This is a genomic window from Streptomyces sp. NPDC048473 (genome assembly GCF_043200155.1).
Lineage (GTDB): Bacteria > Actinomycetota > Actinomycetes > Streptomycetales > Streptomycetaceae > Streptomyces.
Genome location: NZ_JBICXE010000005.1, coordinates 166,388 through 189,540 on the forward strand (window position 1 = coordinate 166,388; position 23,153 = coordinate 189,540).

The 23,153-nt window shown below is 70.6% G+C and carries 21 protein-coding genes; 12 read left to right on the forward strand and 9 right to left on the reverse strand.

Annotation, left to right across the window (positions count from 1 at the left end; translation table 11 throughout):
- Positions 1 to 91: 91 nt before the first annotated feature.
- Together meaB and ACGFU7_RS11240 are read right to left on the reverse strand one after the other, a co-directional pair.
- A complete protein-coding gene (gene meaB / locus ACGFU7_RS11235) occupies positions 92 to 1,048 on the reverse strand; it encodes a methylmalonyl Co-A mutase-associated GTPase MeaB (RefSeq protein ID WP_383968152.1) in 957 nt (318 codons plus the stop codon).
- Between the two features lie 73 nt (positions 1,049 to 1,121).
- Positions 1,122 to 2,321 carry an acetyl-CoA C-acetyltransferase gene (locus tag ACGFU7_RS11240; RefSeq protein ID WP_393694495.1) on the reverse strand — a complete coding sequence of 400 codons (1,200 nt, stop codon included), beginning with the start codon at positions 2,319 to 2,321 and terminating at the stop codon, positions 1,122 to 1,124.
- A 135-nt stretch (positions 2,322 to 2,456) separates the two neighbouring features.
- Between ACGFU7_RS11240 and mce the strand changes: the two genes are divergently transcribed.
- The 7 genes from mce to ACGFU7_RS11275 all read left to right on the forward strand — a co-directional run bounded on the left by mce (position 2,457) and on the right by ACGFU7_RS11275 (position 12,139).
- On the forward strand, positions 2,457 to 2,885 hold the full coding sequence (gene mce / locus ACGFU7_RS11245; protein ID WP_393694497.1) for a methylmalonyl-CoA epimerase: 429 nt from the start codon (positions 2,457 to 2,459) through the stop codon (positions 2,883 to 2,885).
- Between the two features lie 164 nt (positions 2,886 to 3,049).
- Positions 3,050 to 6,880 carry a polarized growth protein Scy gene (gene scy, locus ACGFU7_RS11250; protein WP_393694499.1) on the forward strand — a complete coding sequence of 1,277 codons (3,831 nt, stop codon included), beginning with the start codon at positions 3,050 to 3,052 and terminating at the stop codon, positions 6,878 to 6,880.
- A 184-nt stretch (positions 6,881 to 7,064) separates the two neighbouring features.
- Positions 7,065 to 8,003 (forward strand): cellulose-binding protein, encoded by a 939-nt coding sequence (locus ACGFU7_RS11255; RefSeq protein ID WP_393694501.1) that lies wholly within the window; start codon positions 7,065 to 7,067, stop codon positions 8,001 to 8,003.
- An 86-nt stretch (positions 8,004 to 8,089) separates the two neighbouring features.
- On the forward strand, positions 8,090 to 9,124 hold the full coding sequence (locus ACGFU7_RS11260) for an ABC transporter ATP-binding protein (protein ID WP_393694503.1): 1,035 nt from the start codon (positions 8,090 to 8,092) through the stop codon (positions 9,122 to 9,124).
- A gap of 5 nt (positions 9,125 to 9,129) precedes the next feature.
- Positions 9,130 to 9,909, forward strand: coding sequence for an ABC transporter permease subunit (locus ACGFU7_RS11265; RefSeq protein WP_393694505.1), 780 nt, complete (start codon positions 9,130 to 9,132; stop codon positions 9,907 to 9,909).
- Between the two features lie 206 nt (positions 9,910 to 10,115).
- Complete coding sequence (locus tag ACGFU7_RS11270) at positions 10,116 to 11,270, forward strand: ABC transporter ATP-binding protein (protein WP_393694507.1); 1,155 nt, start codon at positions 10,116 to 10,118, stop codon at positions 11,268 to 11,270.
- Positions 11,267 to 12,139, forward strand: a complete 873-nt coding sequence (locus tag ACGFU7_RS11275) for an ABC transporter permease subunit (protein ID WP_393694509.1) — start codon at positions 11,267 to 11,269, stop codon at positions 12,137 to 12,139. The genes ACGFU7_RS11270 and ACGFU7_RS11275 overlap by 4 nt, the downstream gene beginning before the upstream one ends.
- Before the next feature lie 28 nt (positions 12,140 to 12,167).
- Here the strand turns inward: ACGFU7_RS11275 and ACGFU7_RS11280 are convergent, their stop codons facing one another.
- The gene (locus ACGFU7_RS11280; protein ID WP_393694511.1) at positions 12,168 to 12,497 is read right to left on the reverse strand and encodes an ATP/GTP-binding protein; all 330 of its coding nucleotides are present in this window, start codon (positions 12,495 to 12,497) and stop codon (positions 12,168 to 12,170) included.
- A 210-nt stretch (positions 12,498 to 12,707) separates the two neighbouring features.
- On the opposite strand from ACGFU7_RS11280, the gene ACGFU7_RS11285 reads away from it, so the two are divergent.
- Positions 12,708 to 13,751 (forward strand): LLM class flavin-dependent oxidoreductase, encoded by a 1,044-nt coding sequence (locus ACGFU7_RS11285; RefSeq protein WP_393694513.1) that lies wholly within the window; start codon positions 12,708 to 12,710, stop codon positions 13,749 to 13,751.
- Positions 13,752 to 13,829: 78 nt separating this feature from the next.
- Here the strand turns inward: ACGFU7_RS11285 and ACGFU7_RS11290 are convergent, their stop codons facing one another.
- Positions 13,830 to 14,222 carry an SCO5389 family protein gene (locus ACGFU7_RS11290; RefSeq protein WP_393694514.1) on the reverse strand — a complete coding sequence of 131 codons (393 nt, stop codon included), beginning with the start codon at positions 14,220 to 14,222 and terminating at the stop codon, positions 13,830 to 13,832.
- A 272-nt stretch (positions 14,223 to 14,494) separates the two neighbouring features.
- Between ACGFU7_RS11290 and nucS the strand changes: the two genes are divergently transcribed.
- A complete protein-coding gene (gene nucS / locus ACGFU7_RS11295; RefSeq protein WP_093898543.1) occupies positions 14,495 to 15,166 on the forward strand; it encodes an endonuclease NucS in 672 nt (223 codons plus the stop codon).
- A gap of 57 nt (positions 15,167 to 15,223) precedes the next feature.
- On the opposite strand, the gene ACGFU7_RS11300 is transcribed toward nucS, so the two are convergent.
- The 4 genes from ACGFU7_RS11300 to ACGFU7_RS11315 form a co-directional block, all read right to left on the reverse strand.
- A complete protein-coding gene (locus ACGFU7_RS11300; RefSeq protein WP_393694516.1) occupies positions 15,224 to 17,725 on the reverse strand; it encodes an ATP-binding protein in 2,502 nt (833 codons plus the stop codon).
- Positions 17,726 to 17,978: 253 nt separating this feature from the next.
- Positions 17,979 to 18,302, reverse strand: coding sequence for an STAS domain-containing protein (locus ACGFU7_RS11305; RefSeq protein WP_266357903.1), 324 nt, complete (start codon positions 18,300 to 18,302; stop codon positions 17,979 to 17,981).
- A gap of 236 nt (positions 18,303 to 18,538) precedes the next feature.
- Positions 18,539 to 19,387, reverse strand: a complete 849-nt coding sequence (locus tag ACGFU7_RS11310; protein WP_327369892.1) for a 3-hydroxyacyl-CoA dehydrogenase family protein — start codon at positions 19,385 to 19,387, stop codon at positions 18,539 to 18,541.
- Positions 19,388 to 19,553: 166 nt separating this feature from the next.
- The gene (locus tag ACGFU7_RS11315; RefSeq protein WP_393694518.1) at positions 19,554 to 20,195 is read right to left on the reverse strand and encodes a TetR/AcrR family transcriptional regulator; all 642 of its coding nucleotides are present in this window, start codon (positions 20,193 to 20,195) and stop codon (positions 19,554 to 19,556) included.
- A gap of 90 nt (positions 20,196 to 20,285) precedes the next feature.
- Between ACGFU7_RS11315 and ACGFU7_RS11320 the strand changes: the two genes are divergently transcribed.
- Genes ACGFU7_RS11320 through ACGFU7_RS11330 form a run of 3 tightly spaced genes read left to right on the forward strand, consistent with a single transcriptional unit; the run spans position 20,286 to position 22,417 of the window.
- Positions 20,286 to 21,068, forward strand: a complete 783-nt coding sequence (locus ACGFU7_RS11320) for an ABC transporter ATP-binding protein (protein ID WP_393694520.1) — start codon at positions 20,286 to 20,288, stop codon at positions 21,066 to 21,068.
- 13 nt (positions 21,069 to 21,081) lie between these two features.
- The gene (locus ACGFU7_RS11325; RefSeq protein ID WP_393694522.1) at positions 21,082 to 21,831 is read left to right on the forward strand and encodes an ABC transporter permease; all 750 of its coding nucleotides are present in this window, start codon (positions 21,082 to 21,084) and stop codon (positions 21,829 to 21,831) included.
- Positions 21,832 to 21,844: 13 nt separating this feature from the next.
- Positions 21,845 to 22,417 (forward strand): cob(I)yrinic acid a,c-diamide adenosyltransferase, encoded by a 573-nt coding sequence (locus ACGFU7_RS11330; RefSeq protein ID WP_393694524.1) that lies wholly within the window; start codon positions 21,845 to 21,847, stop codon positions 22,415 to 22,417.
- 54 nt (positions 22,418 to 22,471) lie between these two features.
- Here the strand turns inward: ACGFU7_RS11330 and ACGFU7_RS11335 are convergent, their stop codons facing one another.
- Positions 22,472 to 23,014 (reverse strand): hypothetical protein, encoded by a 543-nt coding sequence (locus tag ACGFU7_RS11335; protein WP_393694526.1) that lies wholly within the window; start codon positions 23,012 to 23,014, stop codon positions 22,472 to 22,474.
- Positions 23,015 to 23,153: the final 139 nt, after the last annotated feature.

A 23,153-nucleotide genomic window follows, 5' to 3' on the forward strand; every position in this document is an offset into this window, starting at 1 on the left:
CGGTGCGACGGTTCCGGGGTGGCGGCGCACAAACGTCTCCGGACGGTCCCGGGAGCGGCCCGCACGCCGCTCCCGGACCCGTCCGGCCGGGTCAGGCCCCGGTGAGTCCTGCCACGAGCTCGTCCGCCGCCGCGTACGGGTCGAGGCTCCCCGCCACGATGCGTTCGGCGAGCGCGCCGATGTGGCGGTCGCCGTGCAGATCGCCGATGCGCTCACGCAGCCGCGTGACGGCGATCGTCTCGACCTCGCGGGCCGCACGGGCCATGCGCCGCTCGGCGAGCACTCCGTGCTCCTCCATCCACGCCCGGTGCTTCTCCAGCGCCTCGACGACCTCGTCGATGCCCTCGCCCCGGGCGGCGACCGTCTTCACGATCGGCGGCCGCCAGTCGCCGGGCCCGCGGGACTCACCGAGGCCCAGCATGTGGTTGAGCTCGCGGGCGGTGGCGTCCGCGCCGTCCCGGTCGGCCTTGTTGACGACGTACACATCGCCGATCTCCAGGATTCCGGCCTTCGCCGCCTGGATGCCGTCGCCCATGCCGGGTGCCAGCAGGACGACGGAGGTGTCGGCCTGGGAGGCGATCTCCACCTCCGACTGGCCGACGCCGACCGTCTCCACCAGGATCACTTCGCACCCCGCGGCGTCCAGCACCCGGATCGCCTGCGGTGCCGACCAGGCGAGGCCGCCCAGATGTCCGCGGGTGGCCATGGAGCGGATGTAGACGCCCGGGTCGGAGGCGTGCTCCGACATCCGGACCCGGTCGCCGAGGAGCGCGCCGCCGGAGAACGGCGAGGACGGGTCGACGGCCAGGACGCCGACCCGCTTGCCCGCCCGCCGATACGCCGAGACCAGTGCCGACGTCGATGTCGACTTGCCGACACCGGGTGAGCCGGTCAGGCCGACGACGTACGCGTTGCCCGTCAGCGGCGCCAGGGCCGCCATCACCTCGCGCAGCTGCGGCGACGCCCCCTCCACCAGGGAGATGAGCCGGGCCACGGCCCTCGGGCGGCCTGCACGGGCCTGCTCGACCAGGGTGGGGACGTCCACCATCACCGCTCCGTTCACTCGCTGCGTGCTCTACGTGTACTACGTACCGCCGGCCGGGGCCGTTCCTGCTCAGGTCCTACTTGGGGACGCGGATGATCAGCGCGTCGCCCTGGCCGCCGCCGCCGCACAGCGCCGCCGCACCGGTGCCGCCGCCGCGCCGCTTCAGCTCCAGCGCCAGGTGGAGCACCACACGGGCGCCGGACATGCCGATCGGGTGACCCAGCGCGATGGCGCCGCCGTTGACGTTCACCTTGTCGGGGGTGACACCGAGGTCCTTCATCGACTGGACGGCGACCGCCGCGAACGCCTCGTTGATCTCGATGAGGTCGAGGTCCGCGACCTCCAGGCCGTCCTTCTTCAGGGCGTGCTTGATGGCGTTGGACGGCTGCGACTGGAGCGAGTTGTCCGGGCCGGCCACGTTGCCGTGGGCGCCGATCTCGGCGATCCAGTCCAGGCCCAGCTCCTCGGCCTTGGTCTTGCTCATGACGACGACCGCGGCGGCGCCGTCGGAGATCTGCGAGGAGGTGCCCGCGGTGATCGTGCCGTCCTTGGTGAAGGCCGGGCGCAGCTTGCCGAGGGACTCCGCGGTCGTCTCCGGGCGGATGCCCTCGTCCTTGGCGAAGAGGACCGGGTCGCCCTTGCGCTGCGGGATCTCGACCGGGGTGATCTCGGCCTCGAAGATGCCGTTCTTCTGGGCGGCGGCGGCGCGCTGGTGGGAGAGGGCGCCGATCTCGTCCTGGTCGGCGCGGTTCAGGCCGAGGCGGGTGTTGTGCTTCTCGGTGGACTCGCCCATCGGGATGTTCTCGTAGGCGTCGGTCAGACCGTCGTACGCCATCGAGTCGAGCATCTCGATCGCGCCGTACTTGTAGCCCTCGCGGGACTTCGGGAGCAGGTGCGGGGCGTTCGTCATGGACTCCTGGCCACCGGCGACGACGATGTCGAACTCACCGGCGCGGATCAGCTGGTCGGCGAGCGCGATCGCGTCGAGCCCGGACAGACACACCTTGTTGACGGTGAGCGCGGGGACGTTCATCGGGATGCCCGCCTTGACCGCGGCCTGGCGGGCCGGGATCTGGCCTGCACCGGCCTGCAGGACCTGGCCCATGATCACGTAGTCGACCTGGTCGCCGCCGATGCCGGCCCGGTCCAGCGCGGCCTTGATGGCGAAGCCGCCGAGATCGGCCCCGGAGAAGCTCTTCAGCGAGCCGAGGAGGCGGCCCATGGGCGTACGCGCGCCCGCGACGATCACTGAGGTGGTACCGGTCGTTCCTGACATGAGGCGCAGCCCCTTGGGAATAGGAGTGAACGAGGGTTTACATGAATGTACTGAGCGGTACCTCGCCCGTCATCCGGCAGCGGGTGTGATCGCGCGCACGTTGCGTAACCATCGGTGGAGCGCTGCACTGGTTGCATGCTGACGCGAATCGACCACATCGGGATCGCCTGTTTCGACCTCGACAGGACCGTCGAGTTCTACCGCTCGACCTACGGGTTCGAGGTGTTCCACTCCGAGATCAACGAGGAGCAGGGCGTGCGGGAGGCCATGCTCAAGATCAACGATACGTCCGACGGTGGTGCTTCCTACCTCCAGCTGCTGGAGCCGACCCGGGACGACTCGGCCGTGGGCAAGTGGCTGGCAAAGAATGGGGAGGGTGTCCACCACATCGCCTTCGGCACCGCGGACGTCGACGCCGACGCGGCGGAGATCCGGGAGAAGGGGGTCAGGGTGCTGTACGACGAGCCCAGGACCGGGTCGATGGGGTCCCGGATCACCTTCCTGCACCCCAAGGACTGCCACGGTGTCCTCACCGAACTGGTCACGTCCGCAGCGGAGCACTGACCTCCGGATACCTGGCCCGGTAGAGTGGGCTGTTCCGGGCCGGGGCCGGGTCGGGGCCGCGCCGCGTCCCCAGCCGTTGATCTGTCACCATTCCCCGGGGGACCGTTCACCGGCGAACGGTACTCGTTGGAGAGTTGCGACCAGGGGACGGATGGGACCGCGCAGTGCGGGGCTACGAACGCCAGGAGAGCCACCGAGCTGAAGACGACCATCTCTCGCGGTTCGAAGCCGAGATGGACCGGCTGAAGACCGACCGGGAGAAGGCCGTCCAGCACGCCGAGGACCTCGGTTACCAGGTCGAGGTCTTGCGCGCCAAGCTGCACGAGGCTCGGCGCAATCTCGCGACCCGTCCCGCCTACGACAGCGCGGACATCGGCTACCAGGCCGAGCAGTTGCTCCGTAATGCCCAGATCCAGGCCGACCAGCTGCGGACCGACGCCGAGCGGGAGCTCCGTGACGCCCGTGCGCAGACACAGCGGATCCTGCAGGAGCACGCCGAGCACCAGGCGCGGCTCCAGGCCGAGCTGCACAACGAGGCCGTGCAGCGGCGCCAGCAGCTCGACCAGGAGCTGGCCGAGCGCCGCCAGACCGTCGAGTCCCATGTCAACGAGAACGTCGCCTGGGCCGAGCAGCTCAGGGCCAGGACCGAGTCCCAGGCCCGCCGGCTGCTGGAGGAGTCCAGGGCCGAGGCCGAGCAGTCCCTGGCGGCGGCGCGCGCCGAGACGGGCCGACTGGCGGACGAGACCCGGCAGCGGCTCGGCTCCGAGGCGGAGTCGGCCCGTGCCGAGGCCGAGGCGCTCCTGCTGCGCGCCCGCAAGGACGCCGAGCGGCTGCTGAACGCCGCCTCCAGCCAGGCGCAGGAGGCCACCAGCCACGCCGAGCAGCTGCGTACGTCGACGACGGCCGAGACCGAGCAGACCCGGCAGCAGACCGCCGAGCTGAACCGGGCCGCCGAGCAGCGCATGCAGGAGGCCGAGACCCAGCTGCGCGAGGCCCGCCTGGCTGCCGAGAAGGTCACCGCCGAGGCGAAGGAGGCCGCCGTCAAGCGGCTGGCCGCCGCCGAGTCGCAGAACGAGCAGCGCACCCGTACGGCCAAGTCGGAGATCGCCCGGCTGGTCGGCGAGGCCACCAAGGACGCCGAGACGCTCAAGGCGGAGTCCGAGCAGGCGCTCGCCGATGCCCGCGCCGAGGCGGACCGGCTGAAGTCCGAGGCGGCCGAGAAGGCCCGCACGGCGGCCGCCGAGGACGCCGCGGCCCAGCTCGCCAAGGCCGCCAGGGCCGCCGAGGAGGTGCTGACCAAGGCGTCCGAGGACGCGAAGTCCACCACCAGGGCGGCGAGCGAGGAGGCCGACCGGATCCGCCGCGAGGCGGAGGCCGAGGCGGACCGGCTGCGCGGCGAGGCCGCGGAGCAGGCCGATCAGCTCAAGGGCGCGGCCAAGGACGACACCAAGGAGTACCGGGCCAAGACGGTCGAGCTGCAGGAGGAGGCGCGCAGGCTGCGCGGCGAGGCCGAGCAGCTGCGCTCCGAGGCGGTCGCCGAGGGTGAGCGGATCCGTGGCGAGGCCCGCCGCGAGGCCGTCCAGCAGATCGAGGAAGGCGCGAGGACCGCCGAGGAGCTGCTGTCCAAGGCGAAAGCGGACGCGGAGGAGCTGCGCGGCCACGCGGGCGCGGAGAGCGAGCGGGTCCGTACCGAAGCGGCCGAGCGCGCCGGCGCGCTGCGCAAGCAGGCCGAGGAGGCCCTGGAGCGCGCCCGCACCGAGGCCGAGCAGCTGCGTACCGAGTCCGAGGAGCAGGCCCGGTCCACCACCACCGCGGCCGAGCAGGCGGCGGCGGAGCTGCGCGAGGAGACCGAGCGTGCCGTCGCGGCCCGGCAGGCGGAGGCGGCCGACGAGCTGACCCGGCTGCACAACGAGGCCGAGACCAGGGTCACCACCGCCGAGCAGGCACTCACGGACGCGCGCGCCGAGGCGGAGCGCATCCGGCGCGAGACGAACGAGGAGTCCGAGCGGCTGCGCGCGGAGGCCGCCGAGCGGCTGCGGGCGCTGCAGGAGCAGGCGGAGACCGAGGCGGAGCGGCTGCGTACCGAGGCCGCGGCGGATGCGTCGCAGTCGCGTGCGGAGGGCGAGTCCGCCGCCGTACGGCTGCGCAGCGAGGCGGCCGCCGAGGCGGAGCGGCTCAAGTCCGAGGCGCAGGAGAGCGCCGACCGGCTGCGTTCCGAGGCCGCTGCCGCCGCGGAGCGGGTGGGCACGGAGGCCGCCGAGGCGCTGGCCGCCGCGCAGGAGGAGGCGAACCGGCGCCGCCGGGAGGCCGAGGAGACCCTGGACGCGGCGCGCGCCGAGGCGAACCAGGAGCGCGAGCGGGCCCGCGAGCAGAGCGAGGAGCTTCTCGCCTCCGCCCGCAAGCGGGTCGAGCAGGCGCAGGCCGAGGCCCAGCGTCTGGTCGAGGAGGCGGACAGCCGGGCGACCGAGATGGTCTCTGCGGCCGAGCAGACGGCCCAGCAGGTACGGGATTCGGTCAGCGGGCTGCAGGAGCAGGCCGAGGCGGAGATCGCCGGGCTGCGCTCCACCGCCGAGCATGTCGCCCAGCGGACGAAGTCCGAGGCGCAGGAGGAGGCGGACCGGGTCCGCGCCGATGCGTACGCGGAGCGGGAGCGGGCCAGCGAGGACGCGAGCCGGATCCGCCGGGAGGCGCAGGAGGAGTCCGAGGCCGCGAAGGCGATGGCCGAGCGGACCGTCTCCGATGCGATCACCGAGTCGGAGCGGCTGCGCGCGGACACCGCGGAGTACAGCCAGCGGATGCGTACCGAGGCCTCCGATGCGCTGGCCTCGGCCGAGCAGGACGCGGCTCGCAGCCGGGCCGAGGCCCGCGAGGACGCCAACCGGATGCGTTCCGATGCCGCGACCCAGGCCGACCGGCTGGTGGGCGAGGCGACGAGCGAGGCCGAGCGGACCCGTACGGAGTCGACGCAGCAGGCCACCCAGCTGGTTGACGAGGCGCAGCAGCAGGCGGCCCGGGTGACGGGCGAGGCCATGGACGAGGCCGAGCGGCTGCGGGCGGAGGCGGCGGCCACCGTCGGCTCCGCACAGGAGCATGCGGTCCGTACCCGCGAGGAGTCGGAGCGGGTACGCGCCGACGCGGAGGCGGCGGCCGAGCAGATGCGTGCCGAGGCCCGTCAGGAGGCCGACCGGCTGCTCGACGAGGCGCGGGAGGCCGCGGCGAAGCGCCGTGCCGATGCCGCCGAGCAGGCGGACCAGCTCATCAACAAGGCCCAGGAGGAGGCGCTGCGCGCCGCCACCGAGGCCGAGGAGCAGGCCGACACGATGGTCGGCGTGGCCCGCAAGGAGGCCGTGCGGATCACCTCGGAGGCGACCGTCGAGGGCAACTCCCTGGTGGAGCGCGCCCGTACGGACGCGGACGAGCTGCTGGTCGGCGCGCGCCGGGACGCCACGGCCATCCGGGAGCGGGCCGAGGAGCTCAGGACCCGGATCGAGAGCGAGATCGAGGAGCTGCACGACCGGGCCCGGCGGGAGACCTCCGAGCAGATGAAGACGGCGGGCGAGCGCGTCGACAACCTGATGAAGGCGGCGACCGAGCAGCGCGACGAGGCGGCGGCCAAGGCCAAGGAGCTGCTGGCGGACGCCAATTCGGAGGCGAGCAAGGTCCGGATCGCGGCGGTGAAGCGGGCCGAGGCGCTGCTGAAGGAGGCCGAGCAGAAGAAGGCCACGCTGATCCGCGAGGCCGAGAAACTGCGGGCCGACGCCGAGGCCGAGGCGAAGCATACGGTGGACGAGGGCAAGCGCGAGCTCGATCTGCTGGTGCGCCGGCGCGAGGACATCAACACCGAGATCTCCCGTGTCCAGGACGTGCTGGAGGCACTGGAGTCGTTCGAGACGCCGACGGGCGGCGGCAAGGGCGCGGGCGGCGGCTCCACCGGTGGCGTCAAAGCCGGGGCCTCGGCGGGCACTCGATCGAGTGGCAAGTCGTCCGAGGGGTAGTCGCCCTGTCATCTCCCGTGCTTCGTCAAGGACGTTCAACCCTCCGAGTGGCAAGAGTTGCGGGGGTTAGCCACTCAAAAGGGGTGTCATTCTCCAGATCAAACGGGCATCCACTCGATGACACGCCGCTCGGGCCCCTAGGATTCCCTCTAACACCTCACCGGTCTCATTCGACAGGAACCCCATGAGCGACCCTTCCTCCCCCTTCGGCTTCGAGCTCGTGCGACGTGGATACGACCGCGGTCAGGTGGATGACCGCATTACCAAGCTCGTCGCCGACCGTGATAGTGCTCTCACCCGCATCACGTCTCTGGAAAAGCGCATCGAGGAGCTCCACCTCGAAACGCAGAACGCCCAGGCCCAGGTGAACGACGCGGAGCCGTCGTACGCCGGTCTCGGCGCGCGCGTGGAGAAGATTCTCCGCCTGGCCGAGGAGGAGGCGAAGGACCTGCGCGAGGAGGCCCGTCGCGCCGCCGAGCAGCACCGTGAGCTCGCCGAGTCGGCCGCCCAGCAGGTACGCAACGACGCCGAGTCGTTCGCCTCCGAGCGCAAGGCGAAGGCCGAGGACGAGGGCGTCCGTATCGTCGAGAAGGCCAAGAGTGAGGCCGGCTCGCTGCGTACGGAGGCCCAGAAGGACGCCGCGCAGAAGCGCGAGGAGGCTGACGCCCTCTTCGAGGAGACCCGCGCCAAGGCCGCCCAGGCCGCCGCGGACTTCGAGACCAACCTGGCCAAGCGCCGCGACCAGTCGGAGCGCGACCTCGCGTCCCGTCAGGCCAAGGCCGAGAAGCGCCTCGCCGAGATCGAGCACCGCGCCGAGCAGCTCCGCCTGGAGGCCGAGAAGCTCCGTACGGACGCCGAGCGCCGGGCCCGTCAGACGGTGGAGACCGCGCAGCGCCAGTCCGAGGACATCGTGGCCGACGCGAACGCGAAGGCCGACCGGATCCGCAGCGAGTCGGAGCGCGAGCTGGCGGCGCTCACCAACCGCCGCGACTCGATCAACGCTCAGCTGACCAACGTCCGCGAGATGCTGGCGACGCTGACCGGTGCCGCGGTGGCCGCCGCCGGCTCCCCCGCCGACGACGAGCCGGTCACCCGCGGCGTCCCGGCTCAGCAGACCCGCTGACCCCGCAGTACCTCAGCTGTACCCCATGCGCGCCCGGTTCCGCCCTTGTGGTGGCGCCGGGCGCGCGGCCGTTCTAGCGTGAACGCATGATCGAGCTTGATGGCCTCACCAAGCGCTTCGGCAACAAGGTTGCCGTCGACCGGCTTTCGTGCCGCGTCAGACCTGGAATGGTGACGGGCTTTCTGGGCCCCAACGGGGCGGGCAAATCCACGACGATGCGGATGATGCTCGATCTCGACAACCCGACCAGCGGTTCGGTGCGCATCGACGGCAAGCACTACCGCGACCTGGAAGAACCCCTCAAGTACATCGGGGCGCTGCTCGACGCGAAGTCGATGCACGGCGGGCGCAGCGCGTACAACAATCTGCTCTGTCTCGCGCAGAGCAATCGCATCCCGGAGAGCCGGGTCGCGGAGGTGCTGGACACCGTCGGTCTGAGCGCGGTGGCGAAGAAGAAGTCGAAGGGCTTCTCCCTAGGCATGGGCCAGCGGCTCGGCATCGCGGCGGCGCTGCTCGGCGACCCGCAGGTGCTGCTCTTCGACGAGCCCGTCAACGGTCTGGACCCCGAGGGAATTCACTGGATCCGCAATCTGATGAAGGCGCTCGCCGCGGAAGGCCGGACGATCTTCGTCTCCTCGCATCTGATGAGCGAAATGGCACTCACCGCGGACCACTTGATCGTGATCGGTCAGGGCCGGCTGCTCGCCGACACCTCGATGGCCGACTTCATCCACCAGAACTCCCGCAGTTATGTACGGCTGCGCTCCCCGCAGCAGGAGCGGCTGCGCGATGTGCTGCACGAGGAGGGCCTGATCGTGGTCGAGACGGGCAGCGGCACGCTGGAGATCGACGGGGCCACCACCGAGGCGCTGGGCGAGCTCGCCGCCCGGCATCAGATCGTGCTGCACGAGCTGAGTTCCCAGCGGGCCTCCCTGGAGGAAGCGTTCATGCAGATGACGGCGGACTCCGTGGAGTACCACGCGCACTCGGAGCTCGGTGAGGCACCGCCGCCCGTGGGTCCGCAGTGGGGCGATCAGTGGAACCAGCAGACCGCCGCCGGCACCGCCGGGAACGGCACGCCGGGCGCACCCGGCACCTCCGGCACCGGCAAGGGGGCGTGACGACGATGGCATCGGTACCCGCGGTCCTGACCTCCGAGTGGACCAAGATCCGTACGGTCTCGTCGACCGTCTGGACCCTGATCTCCGCGTTCGTCGTCACCGTCGCGATGAGCGCGGCGCTCTGTGCCCTGATGAACGCCCAGTTCGACGACCTCCCCGTGGCGGAGAGGGCCACCTTCGACCCGACCCTCATCAGCTTCTCCGGCATGGTCCTCGGCCAGCTGGCCATGGTCGTCTTCGGTGTGCTGGTGGTCGGTACGGAGTACAGCTCGGGCATGATCCGCACCTCACTGGCGGCCGTGCCCCAGCGCGCTTCGTTCCTCTTCAGCAAGGTCGCGGTGGCCGGTGTGCTCGCCCTGGTGGTCGGCATCGCCACCAGCTTCGTCTCGTTCTTCCTCGGGCAGGCCCTCCTCGGCGATCACCACACGGACATCGGTGCGGACAACGTCCTGCGCGCGGTCGTCGGCGGCGGCCTCTACATGGGCCTGATCGGGATCTTCTCCATGGGTGTGGCGACGATGCTGCGCAGCTCCATGCTGTCGCTCGGCATCCTGATGCCGTTCTTCTTCCTGGTCTCCCAGATCCTGTCGGCGGTCCCGGGCGCGAAGAAGGTCGCCCGCTACTTCCCCGACCAGGCCGGATCCAAGATCATGCAGGTGGTTCCGGACGCCATGAACAGCAACCCGGCTCCGTACGGGCCATGGGGCGGGCTCGGCATTCTGGTCGCATGGGTGGCGGCCGCGCTGGTCGGCGGCTATCTCGTGCTGAAGAAGCGAGACGCATGACCCGTGGGCGGACGCCCATGACCGATGGACGGACACCCCTGCCCCGACCGGCCCGGAAGCACTCCGTCCGCTCTGCCGGAAGCGATGCGCTCCCGTAACGGCTTGGCCGGAACCGTCAAGGCCTGGATATCCTCCTAACTCTTACGGGGGGCGTGCGGCCGGACGGCCTGGGCCCCGACGACAGACAAAGTCGATGGGGCTGGAGCATGATCGAGGCAGTCGGCCTGACCAAGCGCTATGGCGCGAAGACGGCCGTGTACAACCTTTCCTTCCAGGTGCGGCCGGGTGCCGTCACCGGATTCCTCGGTCCCAACGGGTCGGGCAAGTCCACCACCATGCGCATGATGCTGGGCCTGGACCGACCGACCTCCGGCCATGTCACGATCGGCGGCCACCCCTTCCGCAGCCTGCCGAACGCCCCCCGACAGGTGGGCGCGCTGCTGGACGCGAAGGCGGTGCACGGCGGGCGCAGCGCCCGTAACCACCTCCTCTCGCTCGCCCAGCTCGCCGGCATCCCGGCCGCCCGGGTCGACGAGGTGCTCGGTGTCGTCGGTCTGCACGACGTCGCGCGGAAGCGGTCCAAGGGCTTCTCGCTCGGCATGGGCCAGCGGCTCGGCATCGCGGCGGCGCTGCTCGGCGACCCGCAGGTGCTGCTCTTCGACGAGCCCGTCAACGGTCTCGACCCCGAAGGCATCCTCTGGGTCCGCAATCTGATGAAGATGCTGGCGTCGGAGGGCCGCACGGTCTTCGTCTCCAGCCATCTGATGAGCGAGATGGCCCTCACCGCCGACCATCTGATCGTGATCGGCCGCGGGCAGCTGCTCGCCGACATGAGCGTCAAGGACTTCATCTCCGCCAATTCGGCCGACTTCGCCAGGGTGCGGGTCGCGGACGGCGTGCCGGAGCAGCGGGAGAAGCTGACCGCCTCGCTCACCGAGGCGGGCGGCCAGGTCATGTCCGAGCCGGACGGGGCCCTGCGGATCACCGGTCTGCAGCTGCCGCGGATCAGCGATCTGGCACACGAGTCGGATGTCCGGCTGTGGGAGCTCTCGCCGCACCAGGCCTCGCTGGAGGAGGCGTACATGCGGATGACGCAGGGCGCCGTGGACTACCGCTCGACGGTGGACCAGAAGGCCGGTCTGCAGCAGCCGGTGCCCGGTGGGTACGGGCAGCAGCCCGGTTACGGGGCGCCGCAGCAGCCGGTCCCGGAGATGCCGCAGCAGGGCTGGTACGCCCCGCCGCCGCCCGGACAGAACCCGTACGCGGGCGTCCAGGCAGCCCCCGCCTCCCCGGCCCCGGCGGCGCCCGCCGCAGCCCCTGCAGACCTGACCGAGCGCGAGACCAGCAAGGACGCCCGATGACCACACCGCCGACCCCGCAGGCGCCGTACCAGCAGCAGGCCCCGGTCCCGCAGCAGAACTGGCAGGCCGCACCGGCCGGGCTCTACGCCTCACCGATCCCGCTGCGCCGCGCCACCCTCGGCGATGCGCTCGCCTCCGAGTGGACCAAGATCCGTTCGGTGCGCTCCACGATGTGGACGCTCGGCATCATGATCGTGTTGCTGCTCGGCCTCGGACTGCTGGTGGCCGTGCTCATGAACATGGCCGACACCGACATCGGCGACGTCCCGGTGCTCAGCTTCGGCTTCTTCGGTGTGCTCCTCGGTTCGATCTGTGTGATCACGCTCGGCGTGATGACCATCGCCTCCGAGTACGGCACCGGCATGATCCGTACGACGCTGACGGCCTGCCCCAGCCGTGCGCGGGTGCTGACCGCGAAGGCGATCGTCTTCTTCCTGCTCACCTTCGTCATCACGACCGTGACGACCGCGCTGGTCGGCGTGTTGCAGACGGCCATCCTCGACGGCGAGGCGCCCACCGGTGGCGACTGGCTGCGCGCCACTGTCGGCGTCGGCCTCTACATCGCGACGCTGGGACTGCTCTCGCTCGCGGTCGGCGCTCTCATCCGGCACTCCGCGGGTGCGATCACAATCATGATCGGGGTGGTGCTGCTGCCGCTCGTGCTGGCCATGTTCATGTTCTCGGAGTCGCTCGCCGACCTGCGGCAGGCACTCTTCGAGTACTCGATCCCCAGCCAGCTCAGCGCGCTCTACGACACCTCGGTCACCGGGTCGGGGCCGTCCGGCTGGGAGTCGTTGTGGATCATGATCGGCGTCACGGGCGTGGCCCTGATCGGTGCCTATCTGACGCTCGAGAACCGCGACGTCTGACGGGCCACCGGTCGCCGTTCGCCGGGGCTCAGTAGCGAGGCGCGTTCCTGGACCGCTGCACCTGCGTGGTGCGGCGGTCCTTCGCGTTCCAGCAGGCCTTGTGCCAGTGCCTGCGGTCGTCGATCCCGCCGTACTCGGACCAGGCCACCAGGTGCGGGACGCCGGACGGGATCTCCTGGTCGCAGCCGGGGCAGCGGTACCGCTTGCCTGCCGCGCTCGCGCCGCTCACGGGGCGGACGGACCACTCCTCGCCCTGCCAGTCCTCGGTGCGTCCGCCGCCGCCGTACCGGGCCCCCGGCTCCGCTGCGCTGTCGTGGGGACTCTCGCCGCCTCGGGGGCGGTTGCGGCGCGGGGACACGTGACACCTCACGGGGCAGGCTGGGCAGTTCCCGTCCAGCGTAGGGCCATTTGGCCGAGCCAGGTGTCCCGCACCGCACGGGGCGGCGCCCGGGAAGGGGTGAGTTACCGGAAAATCGCAACAACTTCTCTCTGGACCGTGCCTTTGGCACGTGTCAGACGTTGTTGCCAGCAGGGGAGAGCCGCGTCGGCCGCAAGGAGGCAATTGGCGATGCGCGTGGGAACGTTCGTACTGGCAGCCCAGTTTCCGGGACAGGGGCCGGGGGAAGCGCTGCATCGCGCGATCCGGTCCACCGAGGTCGCGGAGGAATCCGGGCTCGACTCGGTCTGGCTGGCAGAACATCATTTCGTGCCGTACGGGGTCTGCCCGTCCGCCGTCACCCTGGCCGCGCTGCTGCTCGGCCGCACCCGGAGAATCCGGGTGGGTACGGCGGTGAGCGTGCTGCCGACCCAGCATCCGGTCGCGCTGGGCGAACAGGCCGCGCTGCTCCATCTCACCAGCGGCGGCAGATTCACGCTCGGCGTCGGCCGGGGCGGCCCCTGGGTGGATCTGGAGGTGTTCGGAGCGGGCCTGGAGGCGTACGAGAAGGGCTTCCCGGAGTCCCTGGAGCTGCTGCTCGACTGGCTGGACAAACCCCGGGTGGCGGGGAACGGGGAGCGGTACGGCTTCCGCGAAGTGGCGGTGGTCCCCCGGGCCGACGAGCTGCTCGGTCAGGACGGAGGCGAGAGCCCCGGCCGCCCCGAGGTGATCGTCGCGTGCACCTCGCCGAAGTCGGTGAAGCTCGCCGCGGAGAACGGCCTGCCGATGCTGCTCGGTATGCACTGCGGGGACGAGGAGAAGGCCGAGATGGTCGCCCTGTGGCGCTCCGCCGCCCTCGCCGCGGGCCGCTCGCCCGAGAGCGTCCGGGAGGCCGGACATGTGTCCGCAGGAGTGGCCCAGATCGCCGACCGTGCCGAGGACGCCGTGGAGACGCTCGTGAAGGCGATGCCCGGCTGGCTGCGACAGGGCCTGGACGCCCATGTGACGGTCGACGGCCGGCACCGGGCGATGCGCGACCCGGTCGCCTATACGGAGCTGCTGTGCGGCCTTCATCCGGTGGGCCCGCCCCGGCTCGCGGCCGACCGGCTCGCCGCCACCGCCGAGCGGACAGGCATCACCCGCTTCGCGCTCCTGGTGGAGGGTTCGGGAGATCTGGCAGCCACGGAGGAGAACGTAGCGCGGCTGGGCACCGAAGTACTGCCGCTGCTCACATAAGCAGTCGTAAGAGGTACGGGGGGCTGCCGCCCCGGAGCCAGTTGCACCTCCCGCGGCCCGGAACGGCAGCAGAAGCGTTTAGCAGTCCCGTAGTTCGGGCGACTGATTGAGCAACTGGCCCCTCACCGAGGTGAAGCGGGCCAGACGCTCGTCGACCGAGGCGTCCAGCGGGAACACCGCGACGCGGTGGCAGTTCTGGAATGCCAGACGCACCCCGAAGTGCCGCTGCAGAGCACCGCGTATCGCATCACTCGCGAGCGCGCGCAGCAGCTGACCACGTGCCTGCTCGTCCGGCGGGGGCGTCTGGTTGTCGGCGAACTCTCCGCCGTCGACCTTCAGCTGAGCCACCAGAGAGCTGATCATCTCCCATGCGTAGGGCAGGGAGGTCCGGACGCAGTCGACGAAGTCGGCTTCGTCGACCTCGCCTCGCTCGGCCTGTTTCAACAGCGCCGGTGAGACGTCGAGCGACATGGGTTCTCCTCTCGCGACCCCGACGCCGGGCCGGGGCCTTACGGGCAGGGAAGGAGGACGGCGACGCAGCGTGCACAGACGGCGACCTCCTGCTTCCACCGTAAGGGTGCAGTCCTGGCCGCACCAGGAGAATGGGAACACAACCGGCCAATAACGAAGGGGAGCAAAGAGGGGCAAGCCCCTAGGACCCCGATCCGGGCGGAGAGAGGCGGCAGAGGAGTGGCAGAGGGAGAATCGCGTGGAGCACCTGTCGTCGAGTAGCGTTGCCGACCATGCGTCTCGTCATCGCCCGCTGCTCCGTGGACTACGCCGGCCGGCTCACGGCCCACCTGCCCTCCGCTCCCCGTCTGATCCTGGTGAAGGCGGACGGGAGCGTGTCGATCCACGCCGACGACAGGGCGTACAAACCCCTCAACTGGATGTCACCGCCCTGCACCCTCAAGGAGGGCGCCGACGACACCGCGGGCGTCTGGACCGTGGTCAACAAAGCGGGCGAGAAACTGATCATCACGATGGAGGAAATCCTCCATGACTCGTCCCATGAGCTGGGTGTCGACCCGGGCCTCATCAAGGACGGCGTCGAAGCACATCTGCAGGAACTTCTCGCTGACCGGATCGAGACACTCGGCGAGGGCTACACCCTGATCCGCCGTGAGTACTTCACCGCCATCGGACCGGTCGACATCCTGTGCCGGGACGCCGACGGCCAGACCGTGGCCGTGGAACTGAAGCGGCGCGGCGACATCGACGGCGTGGAGCAGCTGACCCGCTATCTGGAGCTGCTCAACCGCGATCCCCACCTCGCCCCCGTGAAGGGCATCTTCGCGGCGCAGGAGATCAAGCCGCAGGCGCGGGTGCTGGCGACGGACCGCGGGATCGGCTGTGTGGTGCTCGACTACGACGCGCTGCGCGGCATCGAGGACGACAAGCTGCGTCTGTTCTGACGCTCTGCGGACGCCGGACGCGCAGGGAGCGTCCGGCGTTCGCGCGCGTGCTTCCGCTCAGGCCACGGTCGGGCTGCCGGCCGACGACGGAGCGGGCCCGCTCGCCGAATCGGAGGTGTTCGGCGACGTCGGCGGGGTCTCGGTCGCCGAGTCCGTCGGGTCCGGGGATTCGGTCTCCGTCGGAGTCGGGGGCGGGGTGGACGACTTGGACGGTGTGGGCGACTTCGACGGGCTGGACGGCTTGGTCGGCTTGTCCGAGGGCGGCTTGTGACCGGACGGCTTGTCCGACGCCGGGGTGTCGCCCGGTGCGGACGAGTCGTCCGTGGACGGCGTACCGCTCATGCCGGGCGTGGCCTGGCTGCCCGAGGGTCCCGGCGTCACCTCGCTGCTGCTGGATGCCGTGTCCCCAGGGGTCGAAGCGTCCTGCGGCCCGTCGTCCGGGGCGCCGTCCTGGAGGTCGTCCTGACCGGTCGACTCCTCGCTCGTGACACCCGGATTCCCCTGGGCATCACCGCCGGATGTCAGCCCCAGCGTCACCACCGTGCCGAGCACACCGGCCAGGACGACGCCCGCGCCCGCCGCGACCAGGTTGCGCCGGGCCCCGCCCAACACCCCGAAAAGGCCTCTTCGCGCGCCCGAGGCAGCTGCGGGGGCGCCCTGCCGGGATATCACCGCGGTGGCGTCCTCGTACGGCCGCGACAGCGACTGCGTCACGGCTGCCGTCGGACCTACGGGCAGCGGCACCGGCTCCTCGTACCGCGGGGCCGGCACCTCATCGCCCACTGGGATACGCCCGCCGGGCAGCGGGCCACCGGAGCGGTCCTCGACCAGGGCGAGCGCACGTCGTCCGGCCACCGCGCCCGACTTGTCGGCGAGCGCCCCGCGCATGCTGATCGAGGTCTCCAGCTCCGCCCTGGCCCGGTCCGGATTGCCGGTGCAGAGTGCGAGGACGCCCAACTCATGGTGGAAGTACGCCTCTTCGGCGACCTCTCCGGCGATCCTGGCCGCCTCCTGGCCGATCCGCAGGGCCCTCTCCCAGGCGCCCCAGTGCAGTCCTGCCGCGAAGGCCGGGGAGGCGCTGCGGGCCAGCAGTACGGCCACGCTGGTCTGCCCCGCCCCGTCGCCGGGAACGAGCTGTGCCATCGCCGCGATGACGGCGTCGGCCTCGGCGGTCGCCCGTGCCGGGGTGACCGAGGGGTGCCCGGCCCACCAGGCGTAGTGCTGGGCCGCGGTCCGGGCCCGCTCGGTACTGTCCTCGCCGTATCCGGCGGCCTCCAGCTGAGCGAGGACACCGGCGGCCAGCCGGTAGCGGGGACCGGCCGGGGAGAGCAGTCCGCAGCCGGCCAGTTCGCCGAGCGCGGCATCGGCGTGGGTGTCCCCCACGAGCGCCGGCAGATGCGCCTGGTGCGGCACCTCGCCGCCGAGTGCGACCGCGAAGTGCAGGGTGTCGCGGGCGGGCCCGCTCAGCCGTGAGGCGAGCAGTGCGGCGGGCGCCGCGCCCTCGCCGAGGCTGGGCAGCGGTATGTGGACGCCGTCGATGTCCTCGTCGTGCCCGAAGGGTGCGTCGGCGGGGCGGCCGTCGAAGCCGCTGTACGCGTCGGGGTCGGTGCGCAGCATGTCGCGCTGGCGCAGCAGGGCGCCCGCCTGGACGAAGCGCAGCGGCAGCCCCTCGGACTCGAACCAGAGGTCTCCCGCCCAGTTCGCCTCCTCGTCGGTGAGCGGACGCTCGACGACCCGCTCCAGCAGGTCGGTCGAGGAGCTGCGGCCGAGGCCCGCGAGGAAGACCTCTTCGAGGTGCGAGTCCGTGGTGGGTGCGGCGATATCCGGAGTCGTCGCGAACAGGAAGGCGCACTCCGGAGTGGCTTCGAGCAGCTCCTCCAGGGCGGCCCCGCCGAATTCCAGGTCGTCGAGTACGACGACGGCGCCGACACTCCGGACCTTTTCGAGGAGACCGGTGCGGTCGGGCCGGTGCAGCTGTGCGTCATGGACGGCCTCGAAGAGCCCGTACAGCAGGTCGGTGACGGTCCGCTTGTAGCCGGAGAGCCGTACGACTCCGTCCGGTGCGAGGTCCGCGCAGTCGGCGGCGACGGCGTCCAGCAGTGCCGTACGGCCGGATCCGGCCGGTCCGGTGAGCCGCACCGAGCGGCCGCGGGCCAGCAGGCGCGCCAGCCGTTCGCGCTCTTCCGCACGCTCCAGGAGGGGCAGCTGCGGGGCGGGCGGCCCCGGCGGCACGGGCGGTGCGGTGGCGCGTTCGCGGTCGGCGCGCCCGGTCGCGGTGCGCCGGACCGGCGGGTCGGGCTGCTCCCCCGGCGGGCACAGCTCGACCTCGCTGCCGTCGACCGGGTTGACGGTGAGGAGATAGTCACCCGCTATGAGCCGGACGACGCGCGCCTGTTGCGGCGTTTGCTGACCCAGATCCGGAGTGATGGGGCCTCCCCTGCTCGAACGGAGTTGAGAGCTCGGGGAAGGATCGCGGGACGGAAGTCGCCGGCCGGTTCCCTCACCGAAGCTGTCGTTGTCCCGGCCGTACTCTTCCGGCCCCCGGTGTGTCGGGTCCATCGCCAATGCCCCCAGACGCGTCGCGCACGATTGCTTGCCCCTCCCGGCCTCGCACGCCCCGCTGTCGCTTCTGGTCCGGTGTCCGCCTGGTGGGTTCGTCAATCGGCGGACGGCCGAACCCTAGACCGTCGCACAGTGTCCGCGCACAATCGGGGGGCCACGCCGTCCGAAGCGCACATTCTCGTACGGATTGTGCACCTTCGGCCGCGCCGCACGGCCGGGGCCCGTCCGCCGGGCCGGGGCCGGGCAGGGCCTACACCCGCGGCAGGGAGTCTGCGGCGATTCCGCCCTCGATGGCCAGAATGCGGTGCAGCCGGGTCGCCACCAGCAGGCGCTGCATCTGCGGCGGCACTCCACGGAGCACCAGCCGTCGTCCGGCCCGTCCGGCCCGGCGGTGTGCGCCCATGATGACGCCGAGCCCGGTGGCGTCCCAGGAATCCAGCTCGGTCAGGTCGAGCACCAGGTCGCCGACTCCGTTGTCGAGGGCCGAGTGCAGAGCCGTACGGGCGTCCGCCGCGCTTCGGACGTCGAGGCGGCCCCCGACGACCAGCTCGGCGTGGTCGCCCCTGATGTGCATATGCGCTCCCCGGAATTGCTCCGTAGCAAGGTTCGTCTGTCTGTCCTGTCTCTGCCACAACTGACTGCGACGGAGACAGGGAAGTTGCCGTCTGTAAGCGAACCGATACCGAATTCACCCCGTGGAGTGACTGAGGCCCGGCGTGAACCCGCGCGGATCCACCGATTCCGGAAGACGCCCCCCGGGCCTCCGGGCCTGACCGACGGCAGATCAGGCAACCGGAGGACCGAAATCGATCAGTACGTGTAGAAGCCCTGCCCGCTCTTGCGGCCGATGTCACCTGCATCCACCATCCGGCGCATCAGCTCCGGCGCGGCGAACTTCTCGTCCTGGGACTCGGTGTAGATGTTGCTCGTGGCGTGCAGCAGGATGTCGACGCCGGTCAGGTCCGCCGTGGCCAGGGGGCCCATGGCGTGGCCGAAGCCCAGCTTGCAGGCGATGTCGATGTCCTCGGCCGAGGCGACGCCCGACTCGTACAGCTTGGCGGCCTCGACGACGAGCGCCGAGATCAGCCGGGTGGTGACGAAGCCGGCCACATCACGGTTGACGACGATGCAGGTCTTGCCGACGGACTCGGCGAACTCCCGTGCGGTGGCGAGGGTTTCGTCGCTGGTCTTGTAGCCGCGTACGAGCTCGCAGAGCTGCATCATCGGGACCGGCGAGAAGAAGTGCACACCGACGACGCGCTCGGGGCGCTCCGTCACGGCCGCGATCTTGGTGATCGGGATCGCGGAGGTGTTGGAGGCGAGGACGGCGTCGTCCCGGACGATCTTATCGAGGGCCCGGAAGATCTCGTGCTTGACCTCAAGCTTCTCGAAGACGGCCTCGACGACGACATCCGCGTCGGCGACCGCGTCGAGGTCGGTGGTGGTGGTGATGCGGCCGAGCGCGGCATCGGCGTCGGCCGCCTCCAGCTTCCCCTTGGAGACGAACCTGTCGTACGAGGCCTTGATGCCGTCACGACCACGGGTCAGGGCCTCGTCGGTGACATCACGCAGCACGACGTCCCAGCCCGCCTGGGCGGAGACCTGCGCGATGCCGGATCCCATGAGTCCGGCTCCGATGACGGCGAGCTTCCTGGCCACGTGTGCACCCCTTGGTTTCTGTTCGCCTCTGCAGCTGATCCCTGCACGGCCCGGTCTTAACGGTTGTTCACATGCTCTCCGGCGGAGATTAGTACCCGTGAGGGGCCGTGGGGCCGTGAAGAGATGCGCGTCACGTCTCACATGACGGACATCACACCGGCACACGTCATTCGGCGGCGCGCCGGGCGTAGTTGAGGACCTTCTCACTCAAGAGGTCCTCCATGTCGTCGAGTAGGCCGAGGGCCTCGCGGGAGACCTCGTCGGGGGAACGGCCGGCCATCATCTCGCGTCCGATGAGCGCCAGAAGGGTGCTGTGCACCCAGTTGATCTGCCCGGCCATCAGCGACGGCAGCGGGTCGTCCGGATGCGCGCCGGTCTCCTCGCGCAGGGTCTCCTCAAGGAGCACGAGGCTCTCCTGCTGCATGTGCCACAGGCGGGCCCGGAGCCCGGCCGCCCCCTCCACGACCTTCATGAAGCGGTCGTAGCCGTCGATGAGGCCCACCTGGGGTGACACCGCTTCCACCTCACCCCGCAGCTCGCGCAGCACCGCGACGGCCGCGGATTCGCCCTTGTCGCGGGCGCGCACGAAGCGCGAGAGGCGCGCGACGCTGCCCTTGGCCCGGTCGAGGAAGAGGTCCTCCTTGGCCTGGAAGTAGTTGTAGACCGTGTTGACGGAGACATCGGCCGCCTCGGCGACCTCGGCGATCGTCACCGCGTCGAACCCGCGCTCCAGGAACAGTCCCGTGGCCACATCCGAGATGTGCTGTCTGGCCTGCCGCTTCTTTCGCTCCCTGAGCCCCTCTGCCATGGCCACATCGTAGGCGGCACGGGACCATTTTGGGCTCGCTGAATTTTTGGTGTCATTGCAAAAATTCAGGGACTCTGTTTTTCTGGGGTCATGACCATCATCAGTACGGCCGGTCTGGCCCGTACCTTCCGGACGAAACGCGGCCCGGTCGAGGCGGTGCGCGGCATCGACCTGACCGTCTCACCGGGCGAGATCCTCGGCTTCCTCGGCCCGAACGGGGCAGGAAAGACCACGACCCTGCGCATGCTCACGACCCTGCTGCCGCCCACCGGGGGCGCGGCCACCGTGGCCGGCTGCGACCTGGCCGCCGATCCCGTCGGCGTGCGCCGAGCCGTCGGCTACGTGGCGCAGTCCGGCGGCGTCGACCCGAATGTGACCGTGCGGGAGGAGCTGGTCACGCAAGGGCGGCTCTACCGCCTGACAAAGCCCCAAGCGGTCGAGCGTGCCGAGGAGTTGGCGCGTGACCTGGATCTGGTGGACCTGCTGGACCGCAGGACGGCGGCGCTCTCCGGCGGCCAGCGGCGCCGCCTCGACATCGCGATGGGGCTCACGCACCGCCCCCGGGTCCTGTTCCTCGACGAGCCGACCACGGGCCTGGACCCGGCGAGCCGCGCGGACCTCTGGGACCTGGTCCGCCGCCTGCGCGACGAGCACGGCACCACGGTCTTCCTGACCACGCACTACCTCGACGAGGCGGACGCTCTCTCCGACCGGCTCGTGATCGTCGACAAGGGCGTCGTGGTGGCCGAGGGCACGCCGAGCGCGCTGAAGCTGGCGCACGGCGGGTCGATCGACGCGACCCTCCAGGACACGTTCCTCGCCATCACCGGCCGCGGCCCGGCGCCGGCCGCCTCCACCCCCGTAGCCGTATAGGACGTTGAGAGACATGCTCCTGCAGGACACCGCGCTGATCTTCGGGCGTTACGCCCGCCAGACCCTGCGCTCCAAGTTCCAGATCCTCTTCGGCGTGCTGATGCCGCTGCTCTACCTTCTGCTGTTCGGACCGCTCCTGACCAACCTGCCCCTGGGGTCGCGCGGCAGTTCCTGGCAGGTGCTCGTGCCTGGGCTGTTGCTTCAACTCGGCCTGTTCGGCGCCCTGTTCTCGGGTTTCTCGATCATCGTCGAGAAGAACTACGGGGTCGTGGAACGGATGCGCGTCACGCCCGTCAGCCGCCTCGCCCTGCTGCTGGGCCGGGTGCTGCGCGATGCCGCTCTGTTCGTCTTCCAGGCGGTGCTGCTGGTTCTCGCCGCGCTGCTCATGGGCCTGCGGGCGCCGCTTGCCGGGGTGCTCATCGGGTTCGCGTTCGTTGCCCTGCTGACCGTCTCCCTCGGCTCCCTCTCGTACGCGGTCGCGCTGAAGGTCGACAGGCCGCAGGAGTTCGGCCCGATCGTCAACTCGGTCTCCATGCCGTCGATGCTGCTGTCGGGCCTGATGCTGCCGATGGCCCTCGCGCCGGGCTGGCTGGATGTCCTCTCCCACTTCATGCCGCTGCGCTATCCGGTGGACGCGATCCGGGACGCGTACCTCGGTCAGTACGCGACCGCCTCCATGCTGTACGGCGTCCTGGTCGCCCTCGGCCTCGCGGCACTCGCAGTGACGGTGGGCACACGCGTCTTCCGCAGGGCCGGTGCGTAACTAGGCTGGCCGCATGGTCAATCTGACACGTATCTACACCCGCACCGGCGACCAGGGCACCACCGCCCTCGGCGACATGAGCCGGACCGCCAAGACCGATCTGCGGATCTCCGCGTACGCCGACGCCAATGAGGCCAATGCCGTCATCGGTACGGCGATCGCGCTCGGGCAGCTCTCCGAGGACGTCGTCAAGGTCCTCGTCCGTGTGCAGAACGACCTGTTCGACGTGGGCGCGGATCTGTCGACGCCGGTCGTCGAGGACCCGAAGTACCCGCCGCTGCGGGTCGAGCAGAGTTACGTCGACAAGCTGGAGGCGGACTGCGACCACTTCCTGGAGCAGTTGGAGAAGCTGCGCAGCTTCATCCTTCCGGGCGGTACGCCGGGGGCGGCGCTGCTGCACCAGGCGTGCACGGTGGTCCGGCGGGCCGAGCGGTCCACCTGGGCGGCGCTGGAGGTGCACGGTGAGGTGATGAACGCGCTGACGGCGACGTATCTCAACCGGCTCTCCGACCTGCTGTTCATTCTCGCGAGGACAGCGAACAAGGAGGTCGGGGACGTGCTGTGGGTACCGGGCGGCGAGCGGTAGCCGTTGTCGTCCCCGATCGCCGGACGGGCTTGAAAATCAAGCCCGTCCGACCTCTCAGCGCCCCGCCCCCTCCCGTTTCGGGAACACCGTGTAGCTCCCCGCGACGACCACGTTGATCCCGATCACGAACAGCATCGTCTGCTGCCACGACCGCAGCGACGTCACATCCCCGTCCCCGCCCACGTACCAGATCGCCGCCTGCAGCAGCGCCAGCGCCGTCACGGCCGCGAGGGTCCACCGTGCCGCGACCCGCCACTCGTGCGCCGCGCGCTCCATGCCGTATTTCGGCGGCTTCACCGGCGGCGGGCCGCCCGCGAAGCGGTGGGCGACCCGGGCGTCGGCCCAGCGGATCGTGGAGTGGCCGAGCCCCACCGTGAAGCCGATGTAGACCGCGGCGAGCCCGTGCTTCCAGTCGGGCTCGGCGCCGTTCTTCAGGTCGATGGCCGTCACCACCAGCAGCACGACCTCCAGCAGCGGCTCGCACAGCAGCACGGCCGCACCCAGCCGCGGCTTCTTCGCCGGGTAGCGCAGTACGAGCCCCGCGGCCAGCAGCACCCAGAAAGCGACTTCGCAGAACACGATCAGCGTGACGATCACGGCACTTCTCCTTCCCGTTGCCTCCAGCCTTCCGGCCGAGGTGCCCGGAGTCGTCGTCGGCAGTGACGAACCGTGACTGCATACTTCGATGTACTCGTGGATCGCCCCCGGTACGGAGGTCCGGAGGGAAGCCGCCGTG